Here is a 15,137-nt window from a genome sequence, read left to right on the forward strand (position 1 = left end):
TTGCACAAATCAGGTCGGCCCCGCTCGAAAGCGGGGCCGGCACGGGCCGTCACGACGGCGGGTTCCAGATGATGACCTTCTTCATCGGATCGTCGCCCGGCGCATTGGCGATATTGCCGTAGATGGTGCCGAACTCGGGTGCCGAAAGCGACACCGACACATATTCGGCACCGGTGTTCTGCGAGAAGCGCTTCCAGCCGGCACCGAGCTCAAAGCCGTTCTTGCGGCTGACGATGCGGTAATCGGGCTCGCTGTCCTTGGCTTTGCGACCATTCGAGACGATCGCGATTGGCGCGGTGACGTTGAGGGTGGCGAGCGTGCCTTCGAAGCTGCCGTCCGCCTTGACGGTGAGATTTGCGATGGTGGCCATGATTAAGTCTCCTGGGTTCGATCGGGACCATCCCGATGGCGCTTGCACGAGGGGCCGGGAGCCGCCGTCACCGGAACATCGTGACGGGGAACCCCGAACGGGGTTGACGGCCGGAGGCGATCCGAGGCCCATAGAAAAGCGCCCTGGAGGATGGACGATCGACCGGGGAGGCTTGCTGCCGCCGTCATTCATCGGCTATTGGACAAGGGCACTTGTGGCATCGGGCGCTACCTGTCTTTCCGCCACGACGATCCGCTGCAGCTCGGTAGCGCCTTGAAAGCGGCAGGCGCGTTTAAGGGGTCAGAGCTTGTCCTGACTCATTGTTGCCGGGATTGAGGATGCCGCCATGGGCAAATATGATGCGCTTGGGAGCTTTTTGCGAAGGTGGAAAGTCCGCAACGACGCCCCTGGTGTCGAACTGAGCTTTGCCCAGATCGAGAGCATCGTCCGCGGCTTGTTGCCGCGCGCTGCGGCAGACCCGCAATGGTGGTGCATGGACGAGCAGGCCGAGCCTCCCCACCGACGGGCTTGGCGCGAAGCGGGCTTCGATGCGATCGCCGACATGGCGGCCGAGCGTGTCTATTTTCAGCGGCGATAAAGCCCAATCCGGGAATCGGGGTGCATGAATCCCGGCAATACTCGTGATGAAGCGGGCTGGTCCCTCATGGATAGCGGCGACGTCGGTGCTCGGCTTGTCAAGCGAGCGCCGCGCAATTACACGCGGGACCGTGCTCAAGTCGATCGCCCCCGCTCTGGACCGTCTCATGGCCGCGCTCTGCGTCGCATTGCTGATGTTCTATGTGGCAACGCTGCCCGCCAAAGCGGCTGATCAAATCCAGCACGCTCCGGCGCTGATGGTCGCGCACGACCATATTGGTCTGGGCAATTTTTCCGTCGATGCCGTGCACAACAGCGATGACGATCACGCCAATCATACCGATCATCATGGCAGCGTGCCCGACGATGAGGATCAGCCGGGCGATCATCTCGCCGGCGGGCATCACCATCACGGCGACACCGGCCCAAACCTCCTTGTTCCCGACACCGCTTCCGCATCGGCCTTTGCACCGGTTGCCGGTCTCCATGGTATCGGCGAGGATCCGCATATCGCGGGGCTGCGAGCTATTGGACCCGAACGCCCGCCCAGAACCACCTCGCTGAACGCCTGAGTTCCCGCGCCTGCTGACACGGCGTGGGATGTTCCCACGCCTTTCAGCGAGGCTGCTATCACATGTATTCCATATCTCGAGCGCGCTTCGGCGCGCATGCTATCCGCAGGGCCTTGCTCTGCGGGGGCGTCCTGCTGGCTGCCGCCGCGCAGCCCGTTTGGGCGCAAAATCTAAGTCTGGACGACGCACTATCGCGGGTTGCAACCAGCGATCCCGCTATCGTCGCCAATGCCGCTCGCCTCGAAGCCGCGGACGCCGCCATCTTGCAGGCCGATGTTCGGCCACGCGACGTGGTCGGCGCCGATTTCGAGGATTTCGCTGGCACCGGCCCCTATTCTCCGCTGAACCGGTCGCAGACGACCGGCTGGTATGAGCGGACATGGGAGCGCGGCGGAAAACGCGAAGCGCGTATCGGCGCCGCGCGGGCAGATGTTGCCGTCGTCGGCGCCCAGAACAGGGTTCGCCTGCTCGACCGTCTCGCACGCGTCCAAGCGGCGTGGGTGGAGGCCCTTGCCGCCGAAGCCGCGATCCCGGTCGCCGAGACCCGGCTGGCCGACCTCAAGCGCGTCGAACTCGATGTCGTGAAGCGCGTCACCGGCGCGCTCGACCCATGGTTCGCAGCCGAACGCGCACGGACCAATGTCGCGCAGGCCGAGATCGCCGTCGAACAGGCGCGCGAGAATGCCCGCATTGCGCGCGCGAATCTCGCAGCCTGGTGGGGCGGCACGGGTGACTTCAAACTCGATCCAGCCCTGTTCCAATCGTTCGAAGTGACGGTTCCGCCCGGTGGAGACTCGGCGGATGTTGCCGTTCTCGATGCAGAACGGGCCGCAGCCGAAGCGAAAGTGAAGCTCGCGGAGACCGGCAATGTCGCCGATCCGAGCGGCCGGGTCGGGTTTCGTCACTTCGGCGAAGGCAATGATTTTGCCGTCATGGTGGGTGGCTCGATCCCGCTCGGAACCAAGGCTGCCAATCGCGGCAATATCGTCCGGGCCGAGGCCGAACAGCGGGCGATCGAAGCGGACATTGCGGTGACGCGCGTCGAGATCGGCCGAGAGATCGACCGGCTCGTTGCCGAGCGAGGCCTGATCGCGGCGGAAATCAAACGGATCGATGCCGAGGTGTTGCCAAGCGCCAGCCGCGCCGTTCGCCTCATCCAGGACGGGCTCGCCCGTGGCGGCACCGCTTTCACGTTCCTCGAATTCAGCCAGGCGCAGACAGCCTTGAGCGAAGCGCGTTCGCGCCGCGTCGAGCTGCTGCGCCGCTTTCACCTTCTGGGCGTGCGGCTCGACCGGCTCACCGGCCGCCATGCGCCCCTTCTCGCGACGATGGAGACTGCGCGATGAACAAGAAACATTTGATACTGGCCTTGCCCTTGCTTGCCATCGCGCTGCTCGCTTCGTGCAGCGACAGCCCAGCAACCAAGGAGGGCGGCGAAGAGACGGCCGCCGCCGGAGAGTATGAGCGCGGCCCACACCGTGGACGCATGCTGCGCGACGGCGATTTCGCCCTTGAGATTACAATCTTCGAGGACGGCGTCGATCCCGAGTTCCGCGTCTACGCCTATCGGGGCGACAAGCCGGTCAAACCGGGCGAGGTCCAGCTGTCGATGCAGCTCGTCCGCCTGGGGGGCAAGATCGACACGTTCGCCTTTACCCCGCAGGAGGATTTCCTGCGCGGCAGCGGCGTTGTCACCGAGCCGCACAGCTTCGATGTCCGCGTCGCTGCGGCGGAAGGTGGGCGAAACCATAAATGGTCCTACCAGTCCTATGAAGGCCGCACGGTGATCGATGCCGCGGCCGCAAAAGCCGGCGGGATCAAGACCGAGGCGGCGGGCCCCGCGACGGTGAGCGATCTGATCGACATGGGCGGGCGGATCGAGATCACGCCCGAGGGCAAGGCCGATGTTCGTGCCCGTCTGCCCGGACTGATCGTCTCGCTCAGCGGCAAGCTCGGACAGCAAGTCCGACGCGGCCAAGTGCTGGCCCGGGTGGAATCGAGCCATTCGCTTCAGGTCTATACGGTCACCGCGCCGATCAGCGGCACGATCGTCGAGAAGAATGTCAATGTCGGCGACACCACTGGCGATCGCGCGCTTTTCGTCATTGCCGACCCGACGCGGCTCCATGCCGAATTCTTCGTATATCCGCGCGATGCCGAGCGCATCGGCGTCGGCCAGCCGGTGACGCTCAAGAGCCTTTCGGGCGAAGGGCAGTTCGCCGGCGAAGTCGAGGCGGTGCTTCCGACCGCCGATGTCGCGAGCCAGACGATGATGGCGCATGTCCATCTGCCTCCGGCAGCGTCGCGCGAGTTCCGGCCGGGCATGGGGGTCGAGGGCAGCTTTGCGGTCGCGCAGACGAATGCGCCGATCGCAGTGCGGACAAAGGCGATCCAGCGCTTCCGCGATTTCGAGGTGGTCTTCGCCAAGGTCGGCAACACCTATGAGGTGCGGATGCTCGAAATAGGGCGCCGCACGCCCGAATGGACCGAAGTGCTCGGCGGGCTCGCGCCCGGCGAGGTCTATGTTACCGACGGCGCCTTTCTGATCCGCGCCGACATCGAGAAATCGGGGGCCAGCCATGACCACTGATAGTACCAACCCGCCGGGCCAGCTTCCCTTGCTCGAGCGGATGATCGCCGGTGCGATCCGGTTCCGCTGGGCCGTCCTCTCGGTCGTACTCCTCCTGTGCGCGATCGGCGTCTGGAGCTTCCAGCGGCTGCCGATCGACGCCACGCCGGACATCACCAACGTCCAGGTCCAGATCAACACGTCGGCACCGGGCTTCTCGCCGCTCGAAGCCGAGCAGCGCGTGACCTTCCCGGTCGAGACGGCAATCGCCGGCCTGCCCGGACTCAAATATACGCGCTCGATCTCGCGCTACGGCCTCAGTCAGGTCACGGTCGTGTTCGAGGATGGTACGAGCATCTACTTCGCACGTCAGCTCATCAACGAACGACTCCAGACCGCGCGCGAGCAGCTTCCACCGGGCATTTCGCCCGAAATGGGGCCGATCGCGACCGGGCTCGGCGAGATCTTCATGTACACATTGGAGGCCGAACCGGGCGCGAAGAAACCAGATGGCAGCCCTTATACGGCCGAAGATCTGCGCACCTTGCAGGACTGGGTCATCCGGCCGCAGCTGCGCAACACGCCGGGGGTGACCGAGGTCAACAGTATCGGCGGCTATGAACGCCAATATCATGTGACCCCGATCCCGGCGCGGCTCTCGGCCTATGGCCTGGCACTCGACGATGTGGTTCGTGCTCTGGAGCGCAACAACGACAATCGCGGCGCGGGCTATGTCGAGCGCTATGGCGAGCAATATCTGGTCCGCACCCCGGGGCAGGCGGCGGGGATCGACGATCTGAAGTCGATTATCGTCAGCAATCGCAACGGAATTCCGGTCCGAGTTGCCGATGTCGCCGACATCGGTCTCGGTGAAGAGCTGCGGACCGGCGCTGCGACCGAGAACGGCCGTGAGGTCGTCCTGGCAACCGTGATGATGCTGGCCGGCGAGAATAGCCGTGTCGTCGCACGCGCTGCGGCGGAGCGGCTGGAGGTAGCGGCAAAGGCGCTCCCCGCGGGCGTGAAGGCCGTGCCGATCTACGACCGCACCGACCTCGTCGAGCGGGCGATCTGGACCGTCGAGAAAAATCTTCTCGAAGGTGCCCTGCTCGTTATCGTCGTGCTGTTCCTGCTGCTCGGCAATGTTCGCGCGGCGCTGATCACAGCCGCGGTCATTCCGATCACCATGCTGATGACGATCACCGGCATGGTGCGCGGCGGCGTGTCGGGGAATCTGATGAGCCTCGGTGCACTTGATTTCGGCCTGATCGTCGATGGTGCGGTGATCATCGTCGAAAATTGTCTGCGCCGCTTCGGCGAAGCACAGCATAGGCTCGGCCGGTTGCTCGACCGGGGCGAGCGATTCACGCTCGCCGCCTCGGCGACGTCGGAGGTGATCCGCCCGTCGCTGTTCGGCGTGCTGATCATCGCGCTCGTCTATGTTCCGATCTTCGCCCTGACCGGCGTCGAGGGGAAGATGTTCCATCCGATGGCGATCACCGTCGTGATGGCGCTGACTGCTGCCCTCATCCTCTCGCTTACGTTCGTGCCGGCGGCGATCGCGCTGTTCGTTACGGGCAAGGTCGAGGAGAAGGAAAGCCGGCTGATGGGCTGGGCGCGACGCGCCTATGCTCCCGCACTCGACAAGGCGATGAAACTTCGCTTCGCCTTCGTCGCAGCAGCAGTAGGCCTTGTGCTTATCTCGGGTTTTGCGGCGAGCCGCATGGGGTCCGAGTTCGTGCCGAACCTCGACGAGGGCGATATCGCGCTGCACGCCCTCCGCATCCCCGGCACCAGCCTGTCGCAGGCCGTCGGGATGCAAACTGCGCTCGAAGCGCGGATCAAGCAGTTCCCGGAAGTCGACCGGGTGGTCGCAAAGATCGGCACGGCGGAAGTCGCGACCGATCCGATGCCGCCCTCGGTCGCCGATACCTTCATTATCCTGAAGGATCGCAAGGACTGGCCCGATCCGAGAAAGCCGAAGACCGAGCTCGTCCGCGAAATGCAGGCGGCGGTCGCGAAGATACCCGGCAACAATTACGAGTTCACCCAGCCGATCCAGATGCGGTTCAACGAGCTCCTCTCGGGAGTTCGCGCCGACGTTGCGATCAAAATATTCGGCGACGATCTCGATACACTGCTCGAAGTCGGGCGGCAGGTCGAGGGCGTCGTCGCAGGGATCGACGGAGCGGCGGATGTCAGCGTCGAGCAGGTAACCGGGCTGCCGGTGCTGCAGATCACGCCCGATCGAGCGGCGCTCGCCCGGTTTGGTCTGAATGTCGGCGACATTCAGGACACCGTTGCGGTATCGATCGGCGGTGTCGAGGCCGGGCAGATATTCGAAGGTGACCGGCGTTTCCCGATCATCGTCCGGCTGCCCGAGAGCGTTCGCGAGCGGGTCGACGAGATCGGCCGTCTGCGCATTCCGCTCCCCGCCAACAGCTTCTCGCCCGACGTGACGCTGGGCGGGGCGCCCGAGGCGGGGCTGCGCGGTTTCGTGCCGCTCGCCGATGTCGCGAAGGTCGAGGTCGTGATCGGTCCCAACCAGATCAGCCGCGAGGATGGCAAGCGCCGGGTCGTGGTCACAGCCAATGTGCGCGGCCGCGATCTTGGCTCCTTCATCGAGGAACTGCGCGCCAAGGTCGATGGCGAGGTCGAAGTGCCGCCCGGCTACTGGATCAGCTATGGCGGCACCTTCGAGCAGCTGATCTCGGCGGCGAAGCGCCTCCAGATCGTGGTGCCTGCGGCGTTGCTCCTGATCGTCGGACTGCTGTACGCGCTTTTCCGCTCGGGCAAGGACGCGGCGATCGTCTTTTCGGGTGTGCCGCTGGCACTCACCGGAGGCGTCGCCGCGCTCCTCATTCGCGGGATGCCGTTGTCGATCTCGGCGGGCGTCGGTTTCATCGCGCTCTCGGGCGTCGCGGTGCTCAACGGCGTCGTGATGCTGAGCTTCATCCGCCAGCTTCGCGAAAGCGGGGCGAATCTCGAAGACGCAATCCGCGAAGGCGCGCTCACCCGCCTCCGCCCCGTGCTGATGACCGCGCTGGTGGCGAGCCTCGGCTTCGTGCCGATGGCGTTCAATGTCGGGGCGGGCGCCGAAGTGCAGCGACCGCTGGCGACGGTGGTGATCGGCGGGATCGTCTCCTCGACGATCCTCACCCTGCTCGTGCTGCCGGCGCTCTACCGCATGGTTCATGGGCGTAAGCCGAAGGGGGATGCGGCTTCGCCCGCATCCACGTCCGAACCGCTACCTGCCTGACCTTGATACCCCGCGCGCTTCGCGCGCGCGGGATCTTCCCATTCACGGAGAATATTCGCATGTTCGCAGCACAGTTCGCCCCGCCAGGGACGACCACTCGGAGGCTCCTGCTTGCGCTGAGCCTGATCCTTCTTATCCTCGCCGCCGGCGCCGACGCTTGGGCCCACAATGTCGCCGAGGGCGACAAGGGCTATATCCAGGAAAGCAGCGGCATCCTCTTCTGGCCCTTCGTCTATCTCGGTGCCAAGCATATGGTCTCCGGCTACGACCATCTGCTCTTCCTGTTCGGCGTCATCTTCTTCCTCTACCGGATGAAGGACATCGGCCTCTACGTGACGCTGTTCGCGATCGGCCACTCGACGACGATGCTGTTCGGCGTGCTCACCGGGACCAGCGCCAACGCCTATGTCATCGACGCGATCATCGGCCTGTCGGTCGTCTATAAGGCGCTCGACAATCTCGGCGCCTATCAGCGCTGGTTCGGCTTCCAGCCGAACACCAAGGCCGCGACGTTGATCTTCGGCTTTTTCCACGGCTTCGGCCTCGCCACCAAGATCATCGAGTTCGAGATCGCCAATGAAGGACTGATCCCCAACCTCCTCGCCTTCAATATCGGAGTCGAGATCGGGCAGCTGCTCGCGCTCGGGACCATCCTTATTCTCATGGGCTTCTGGCGCCGCACCCCCAGCTTCATGCGCCACGCCTTCGCCGTCAATGTGCTGCTGATGACCGCGGGCTTCGTGCTCGTGGGCTACCAGCTTGCCGGCTACGCCATCAGCTGATTCAAAGGAAATCCATCATGTTCAACAGCCAGAAACCCCGCCTCGAAGATCTGCCGACCACCGGCCAGCTTCTTCGCGCCACCGCTCTTGCCATCGTCGCTGCCGGCGCGATCCTCATCGCCGTCGTTCTCCCCAGCGAATATGCAATCGACCCGACCGGAGTCGGCCGCCAGCTCGGTCTTACCCAGATGGGCGAAGTCAAGACGCAGCTCGCCGAAGAGGCCGCGCGCGGCGCCGCGAACGCAGCCGCCGCCCCCGTTATCGCCATCGCCGAAGGGTCCGGGAAAAAAGCGTCGCCGCCGACGACGGGCGCCGTCCAGCGATCCGACGTCACAAAGCTCACGCTCGCGCCCGGCCAGGGCGCCGAGGTCAAGGCCGTGATGGCGAAGGACGCGAAGATCGCCTTCGACTGGTCGGTCGAGGGCGGTCATGTCAATTTCGACACCCACGCCGACGCGCCGGGCGTCGACTATCATAGCTATGGCAAGGGCAAGCAATCGACCGGAGAAAAGGGCGAACTTGTCGCCGCCTTCGACGGCAAGCACGGCTGGTTCTGGCGCAACCGCTCGGGCGCGCCCGTGACGATTACGCTGCGCACCGAAGGCGCCTATACAGACATCCGTCGCGTCGCCTGACGCGGCACCGGACCTCCGGTCGGCACGCGCGGCCGGAGGTTCCAACGAGGGTCTATCCTATGCTCGACGTGCTTGCGAACCGCACCTATCGCCACCTCTTCCTCGCGCAGATCATCGCGCTCGTCGGGACCGGACTCGCGACCGTTGCGCTCGGACTGCTCGCCTACGAGATCGCAGGTGCGAAGGCCGGCGCGGTGCTCGGCACGGCGATGGCGATCAAGATGGTGGCCTACATCGGCGTCGCGCCCGTCGTCGGCGCCTATGCGAACCGGCTGCCGCGCAAGGCTTTCCTGATCTCGATGGACGTCGCGCGCGGGCTGATCGCCCTCGCCCTGCCCTTTGTCGACCAGGTCTGGCAGATTTACGTGCTGATTTTCATCCTTCAGTCGGCGTCGGCCGGGTTCACGCCGACCTTCCAGGCGACGATCCCCGACGTGCTCCCCGAGGAGAAGGATTATACCAAGGCGCTGTCGCTCTCACGCCTCGCTTATGACATGGAGAGCCTCGCGAGCCCGGTGCTTGCCGCGGCGCTCCTCGGAATCATGAACTTCCACTGGCTCTTCTCGGGCACCGCGGCCGGTTTCGCGGCCTCGGCGCTGCTCGTGCTGTCGGTAACCTTGCCGCGAACCGGAGCCAAGGCGGAGACCCGCGGCATCTACGACAAGACGACGCGCGGCATCCGCCAATATCTGAAGACGCCGCGCCTGCGCGGCCTTCTTGCCGTCACCCTCGCGGCCGCCGCCGCAAGCGCAATGGTCATCGTCAACACGCCGGTGCTGGTGCGCGGCGCGCTCGGCCTCGGGCAAAGCGAGGTCGCGATCACCCTCGCCGCTTTCGGCGGGGGCTCGATGATCGCGGCGCTCCTCCTTCCCCGCCTGCTCGACCGCATCGCTGACCGCAGCATCATGATTGCGGCGGCACTCTCCATGACCATGGTGCTCGCGGCCCTCGCCATCGCTTGGCGGTTCACCGACGAGACCAGTCATTGGCCCATCATCCTCGGCGGCTGGTTCGCGCTCGGCCTGAGCTATGCGGCGAGCATCACACCGGGCGGGCGGTTGCTGCGCCGCTCCTCGGGCGCCGACGATCGTCCCGCGCTGTTCGCGGCCCAGTTCGCGCTGAGCCATGTCTGCTGGCTCATCGCCTATCCGCTCGCCGGACAGGTCGGCGCTCGCGCCGGCATGGAGATGGCGCTCGGAGCGAGTGCTGCGCTCGCCTTTATCGGCACGCTGGTTGCGGTCCGCATCTGGCCGCGTGAGGATCCCGATGTGATCGCGCACAGCCACGACGACCTCCCGGACGGGCACCCGCATCTTGTCGAAGGGCACGCCAAAGGTGCCGCGACGCATGGCTTTGTTGTCGATGAGTTGCACCCGAACTGGCCGGGTCGCCAATAAAGGCTGGAACGTAAGGCTCCGATGATCGGCTGAATGCCGATGGTTCGATGATGTGACCGAGTAAGGCCGACGGCGACTTGTGCGCTCAGGCGGCTTCCGTCCGCCGGAAGGCGCACCAGCAAAAATGCTGCACACTTCCCCAAGGAGTGACATGATCTTCCTGCCAGTCGCCGGCGATTTCGAACGGGGGGCCGAATTCAGCGGCAAGCATCTCGGGATCGTAGCGCCGGACGGGAAGTCCGCTGCACCGCTCCGGGCCATCAAGCGCAAATGTGGCGATGATGAGCGTACCACCGGGCTTGAGCGCCTGTAGCAATGTCTTGCGATAGGCGTCGCGCTGCCACTGCTCGGTAAGAAAATGAAACACGGCGCGGTCATGCCAGATGTCGAACGTGCGCGCAGGGTTCCATGCCGTCACATCGGCGACTTGCCAATCGACTTCGTCCCGCGCCTCACCCAATCGCTCGCGAGCAGCATCCAGCGCGGACGCCGCAATATCGAGAATGGTAATGTCGCGAAATCCGCGCGCCAGCAACGCAGCGGGGAGCCGCGATGCCCCGCCGCCGACATCGACGATCGAGGCGTCCGCACCTAGGCCCATGCGATCGAGCGCGACAAGCGACATCGCGGGCTCGGATTGGTGCCAGCTGACGTCCTCAGGCACCTTGCTGCGATAGACGCCGTTCCAGTGCTCCGATTCCGTGCCCATTTTTTAGCCTTGCAGCGGTAAACCGGTAACGAGGTTGGAGCATCTCATTCGTTTCGTCCAGCTCGACCGGTGTCCGTCATCTTTGCCGGGACGGCCGGCGCAAGGGTGCTCACGCGGTAACGGACGGTGTTTTCGAAGAAACGGATCGACGACTTTACAGGGCAAAGCAGAGCGAACCGAACCGGGTGAACGCGACCGCGCATTAACGACATTTGGCCGATTTCTGTCGGTCGGCTTTGGGACGAAAAATTGGAAAGAAGACACCTGCAAAGCTTTGCTCCGCGTCTAAAGAACTTGCCAAATTCCAGTCTACTGAGCGCTATAACGCTCGGAAAGCTTAGTCAGATGCGCGTTAGGTCCAAGAATGTCAGACGGTTCGCGACAAAAAAGCTCATGCTGATAAGAGGGCGCATTCGCCCGCATGGCCTCGTCTAGAACAGTCGTAACCACTTCCACACCGAGCGACTGCAAAGCGCCCCTGGCACCAGCGAAGCGACAATTCAACGCAGCAAGGACCTGGCCTCGCCGCAACCCGTACAATGCTAGATCCGGAGTTGGAATTTCGCCTGTCCAATCATCCAGGATTGCTGCAATCAGAGCGCTCGATACGGCGTCCCCGGCACCGGCGGAGTCGACCACCCCTTCAATCAGCACTGCAGGAAGGTGGTGGAACTCTGAATCTTCCGCTCCGCCAAGCCGGACATCCAATCCTCGACGGCCATCCGTCAAAATCTGAATTGGGCTCGAATAGCGAAGCCGACCCCCGAACTCGTGCGCTCGTTGGGCAGAGATTTTCAGGATATCGACGAACGGCTCTACGTCAGTCATCGAGATGTCGCCCGAAATATCCGACGGCTCGAAGAAAGTGATCGCGCCGTTTTCCTTCAACTGTCTGGCAAGGTCGATAATCCCCGGAGACAGACGGTCGAAGTAAAAAACCTTTGGAGCGAGCAGCTTGGCTGCGTGAATGTCTAAGGGATCAGGCGGGCTGTAACGCGGCAGCCGTGCTCCTGTTTCAGGGTCATTCAACAAGAAACGGTGATCTCGCGGCCCTTCAAGTATCTCGTGGATTACGACCGGCGTCTCCGTCCGGCTGTCACGCCTGAGGAGATGGGGCCGAACTCCGGCGCGAACGAGGTCATCGATTACCGCAGCGGCTTCAGCATCCGCTCCGAGCTTGGCGACCAAAGCCACGTCGTTCCCAAAGCTTGCGAGGGTCGCTGCAACGTTACCGCATGAACCCCCAGCGGCGAGCGATGCGCCCTTTCTGCCGGGGCGCCAGATCACGTCGAGCGCAACGAACCCTGTTGCAAGAATGTCTGGATCGGTCACGACCGCGGAGTCTCCTTTGCGGTAGGTGCCAAACAACTAGCAAGAGAACAAAGAGGGAACAAGTGAATATCTCTCACAATGTCATAAGGTCGATCGCAAAGCTACCGTCCTCTGAGTTAATCCGGTCCAAATACGCGACCAGCCCGTCGGGGCCCTTGACCCCCGGTGGAAGGAGATTCCAGCACCCATTTGGATCGTCACTTACCCGGTCGACGCTGAGGCCGATGTCCTCCTTGAGCAAAGCGAAATCATTTCCTGGATAGCCGCCGGAATCGCCGATCCTGAGAAATTTAGCATCGGCTGTATTGACCGCATCGGCCAATCTCCGCGCAACATTTTCCTTATCGACCCCAGGAGCAAGGACGTCGATGGAATGGCCCGACACGTAGGTCCGGAGACGCAAACCATTCTCTTCAAGTATCTTCAGGACAAAATCGCGGACCGGCCCAAGCGGCCGACCGTCGACTGCGGTCAAGCAAAGCTGTACGCGTTGGCGTCGAACCGATATCCCACATGATGGCGCGCACTGCTCGATCACCTCGGCAAGTCGGGAAAGACCTACATCCTCGTCGATGCTGGATTTGTCGACGGCCTCGTCGAGCCGAATGCATAGGCCGCCATTGTAATAGCCGACCAGAATCTCTGGCCAGTGTCGCTCCGGCAAAACCTTTCGCAGCATGGCTCCCACCGAGTCCCCTCGACCTGTTGCAAAGGCAAGCCGCCCTCCCTCGTCCAGAAAGCGGATCAGCCCTGCAAGAACGGCATCGCGAGGCGGTTGTCGGCGCTCGCTCGACCGGACAACGGTTCCGTCATAGTCGAGAACGAGGCCATGGAACCGCATGGAAGACCCTCGCTCGCGAAAGGCCTGTTCGGCGTCAGCCCACTCCTCCGCCAACCCCGAAATTCCAACTAGCCTGCGACGAGCTGCAGCCTTCCGCAACGACGGCGACATGCCACGGACCCCTTGGCTTTGCAGGAGTAGCGATGGGACGTGATAGATTCTGCGTCCGAAATCTGGGACACCCGGGCGCCCAGGGTCGACGCCCAAAATTTCGCCGGCCTGACCCGTCAACTCCATTGCAGACATCAGTCCGTCGATGGGAAGAAACTCGCGCGGCGCGCCAAAGTCGAGTTCTGCCTTTGCTACCTCAGCCGGTAGCTCACCTGCTATATCAGCCCAGAGAACCCTCGTCTGGTCTGTTAGCAGCGCAATCAGACCCAGTTCACCACCTCGTTTTGCTGCCCAAAGATGACGACCATGAGCAAAGTTTCGAAAGTCGACTGCCTCGACATTGATCAACGCCGCTTCCCAAAAATTCGTCTCGATCAGCCTTGCAGCGTCAACGAGAAGCGGATCGAAAGCGATTATCACTGTCGATCGGGACAACACGTCCGTTGCCGCGCTTCGGCCAAGCCGCAAGACGGGGTCAACCCAACGTGGCGGCACAGGTGATCCAGCGATCTGCCCAGCAGCTCTGCAGATTAAAGTAGCAGACAACAACAAGGTGTGCGTTGCCAGAAAGCCGTCCTTTTGGCTGTCGGTCTCATACAGCAGAACCGTCGAGCCATAATCACGCGCGGCCTCCACGAGCATGGACGCCTCCCGGTTGCAGAGTACCGTGATGCTGGATGCCTCTGATTTCACTGCGGCATCTAAAGCCGCCAAGATATCGGGATTCGTCCCTTCGGCACTTATAAGCCAGACATGCTTTCCGTTGCCAAGCGTTGGCGCAGCAATAAATTCCAGCGGCGTCAAAGACCGAGCGACGTTACCGTGGAGGCCCTCGATGGTCCGAGCCAGCAATCCCGCGGTGACCAATGAGCCACCGGACCCAATAGTCAATACGGACAGATCGCCCGAGGCCTGCAGCGCCTCTGAAATTGCTTTAACATCGGCAGAAAGTGCAAGCTTGATGGTCAGTGGGAGAGAATCAACGCGGTCGCGGAAATGGTTCATCAGCTCGCTCTTGCCGAAACAGGAGCAGAAGAAAAGCCCTCACCCCTGAGCAAATAGCTTCATGTCTGCAGGGTCGGACAGCTCGGGTGCTGATCGGACCTCAAGCTCGCCACTTCGCAAAGCGTCACGAACCTCCATCAGCATGATCCCTAGCATATTTTGCCCGCGGCCGTTCACCTCGCCCCAAGTGCGGTTTACGGCGTTGTCGACAGTGGCGGATTCCACCAGCCGGCTCTCACCCGTCGACAGCAGGAGGTCAGCGAGGTCTGCGTGCTGCGAGAATTTCGCGGCAACGATGTGGCGCATACGATCGAACTTCGTTGCCGCCCAGTCAGGCACGATATCCCACGTGTAAAGCCCATGAGCCGCCATCGCCACGAGAGCCGGCGAAGGCGCAGCCAAGAGCCACGCGCGGACTTCGGGCTTTCTAGCCTTTCCGGCTTGGTACGCATGCTCCGACGTCGGGAAGATGGTGTCTTCGAAGAATACAGGCCGCCGGAACAAATTACTGAAGGCCCCATAAGGCTTCTCATTAGCTCGATAAAATCGGATTTCGCTTGCGCCCATTTTGTCTCTTGCCAATTTTGTAATAACTTCATTAAAAACATTATGCAGAAATGAAGGCCGGGTCAACTTCGAAATCGCCTCGCGGGCGTCCAGCGTCACCGACGGAGGGCGCGACGGAGGCGGTTGCTTCAATCAGGTCGCTTATAGCCGCGAATGGATGGAGTGAGGCTCGACTTGCACGCAAAGCCGGCGCATCTCAATCGGCTGTCCACAGGACCCTTCACGACCCGTCGCCGAAATGGACGCCGACCCTCCGGCAATTAATGCATTATGTAGAAAACCCCGAGCTGACCCCGAAGAAACCGATCGAGGCACAGCTGCCGGCGCCACTTTTGAAGGCTGCAAGGGCACTCTGGGATGGCACTTCGACCGATGCGGAACGAATTACCAAACT

General features: G+C 62.8%; 13 protein-coding genes. 6 read left to right on the top strand and 7 right to left on the bottom strand.

Annotated elements, in window-relative coordinates; genetic code table 11:
- Window positions 1–49: 49 nt before the first annotated feature.
- Both CHB69_RS15565 and CHB69_RS20225 read right to left on the bottom strand, forming a co-directional pair.
- Complete coding sequence (locus tag CHB69_RS15565; RefSeq protein WP_058818153.1) at window positions 50–370, bottom strand: DUF736 domain-containing protein; 321 nt, start codon at window positions 368–370, stop codon at window positions 50–52.
- 292 nt (window positions 371–662) lie between these two features.
- Window positions 663–1,106, bottom strand: coding sequence for a hypothetical protein (locus tag CHB69_RS20225; protein ID WP_156417109.1), 444 nt, complete (start codon window positions 1,104–1,106; stop codon window positions 663–665).
- Between CHB69_RS20225 and CHB69_RS15575 the strand changes: the two genes are divergently transcribed.
- A complete protein-coding gene (locus tag CHB69_RS15575) occupies window positions 1,099–1,539 on the top strand; it encodes a hypothetical protein (protein ID WP_141134012.1) in 441 nt (146 codons plus the stop codon). The two genes, CHB69_RS20225 and CHB69_RS15575, sit on opposite strands and share 8 nt — an antisense overlap.
- A 188-nt stretch (window positions 1,540–1,727) precedes the next feature.
- On the opposite strand, the gene CHB69_RS20850 is transcribed toward CHB69_RS15575, so the two are convergent.
- Complete coding sequence (locus CHB69_RS20850; protein WP_483881766.1) at window positions 1,728–2,849, bottom strand: hypothetical protein; 1,122 nt, start codon at window positions 2,847–2,849, stop codon at window positions 1,728–1,730.
- 32 nt (window positions 2,850–2,881) lie between these two features.
- Between CHB69_RS20850 and CHB69_RS15585 the strand changes: the two genes are divergently transcribed.
- The 5 genes from CHB69_RS15585 to CHB69_RS15605 are packed head-to-tail and all read left to right on the top strand — an operon-like array spanning window position 2,882 to window position 10,178.
- Window positions 2,882–4,129: an efflux RND transporter periplasmic adaptor subunit gene (locus CHB69_RS15585; protein ID WP_058818157.1), complete on the top strand. Its 1,248-nt coding sequence runs from the start codon at window positions 2,882–2,884 to the stop codon at window positions 4,127–4,129.
- Window positions 4,119–7,364 carry an efflux RND transporter permease subunit gene (locus CHB69_RS15590; RefSeq protein WP_058818158.1) on the top strand — a complete coding sequence of 1,082 codons (3,246 nt, stop codon included), beginning with the start codon at window positions 4,119–4,121 and terminating at the stop codon, window positions 7,362–7,364. The genes CHB69_RS15585 and CHB69_RS15590 overlap by 11 nt, the downstream gene beginning before the upstream one ends.
- Before the next feature lie 59 nt (window positions 7,365–7,423).
- A complete protein-coding gene (locus tag CHB69_RS15595; protein ID WP_058818159.1) occupies window positions 7,424–8,146 on the top strand; it encodes a HupE/UreJ family protein in 723 nt (240 codons plus the stop codon).
- 17 nt (window positions 8,147–8,163) lie between these two features.
- Window positions 8,164–8,781, top strand: a complete 618-nt coding sequence (locus CHB69_RS15600; protein ID WP_058818160.1) for a hypothetical protein — start codon at window positions 8,164–8,166, stop codon at window positions 8,779–8,781.
- Window positions 8,782–8,840: 59 nt separating this feature from the next.
- Window positions 8,841–10,178: an MFS transporter gene (locus CHB69_RS15605; protein ID WP_058818161.1), complete on the top strand. Its 1,338-nt coding sequence runs from the start codon at window positions 8,841–8,843 to the stop codon at window positions 10,176–10,178.
- Window positions 10,179–10,263: 85 nt separating this feature from the next.
- Here the strand turns inward: CHB69_RS15605 and CHB69_RS15610 are convergent, their stop codons facing one another.
- From CHB69_RS15610 to CHB69_RS15625, 4 genes are all read right to left on the bottom strand, one after another.
- Window positions 10,264–10,887 carry a class I SAM-dependent methyltransferase gene (locus CHB69_RS15610; RefSeq protein ID WP_058818162.1) on the bottom strand — a complete coding sequence of 208 codons (624 nt, stop codon included), beginning with the start codon at window positions 10,885–10,887 and terminating at the stop codon, window positions 10,264–10,266.
- Between the two features lie 309 nt (window positions 10,888–11,196).
- Window positions 11,197–12,219, bottom strand: coding sequence for a carbohydrate kinase family protein (locus tag CHB69_RS15615; protein WP_170935595.1), 1,023 nt, complete (start codon window positions 12,217–12,219; stop codon window positions 11,197–11,199).
- Between the two features lie 73 nt (window positions 12,220–12,292).
- Entirely contained in the window at window positions 12,293–14,176 is a 1,884-nt protein-coding gene (locus tag CHB69_RS15620; RefSeq protein WP_058818164.1) for a hypothetical protein, read from the bottom strand.
- 39 nt (window positions 14,177–14,215) lie between these two features.
- Entirely contained in the window at window positions 14,216–14,842 is a 627-nt protein-coding gene (locus CHB69_RS15625; RefSeq protein WP_231728228.1) for a riboflavin biosynthesis intermediates N-glycosidase, read from the bottom strand.
- Window positions 14,843–15,137: the final 295 nt, after the last annotated feature.

Source organism: Sphingopyxis indica, assembly GCF_900188185.1.
GTDB classification, from domain to species: domain Bacteria; phylum Pseudomonadota; class Alphaproteobacteria; order Sphingomonadales; family Sphingomonadaceae; genus Sphingopyxis; species Sphingopyxis indica.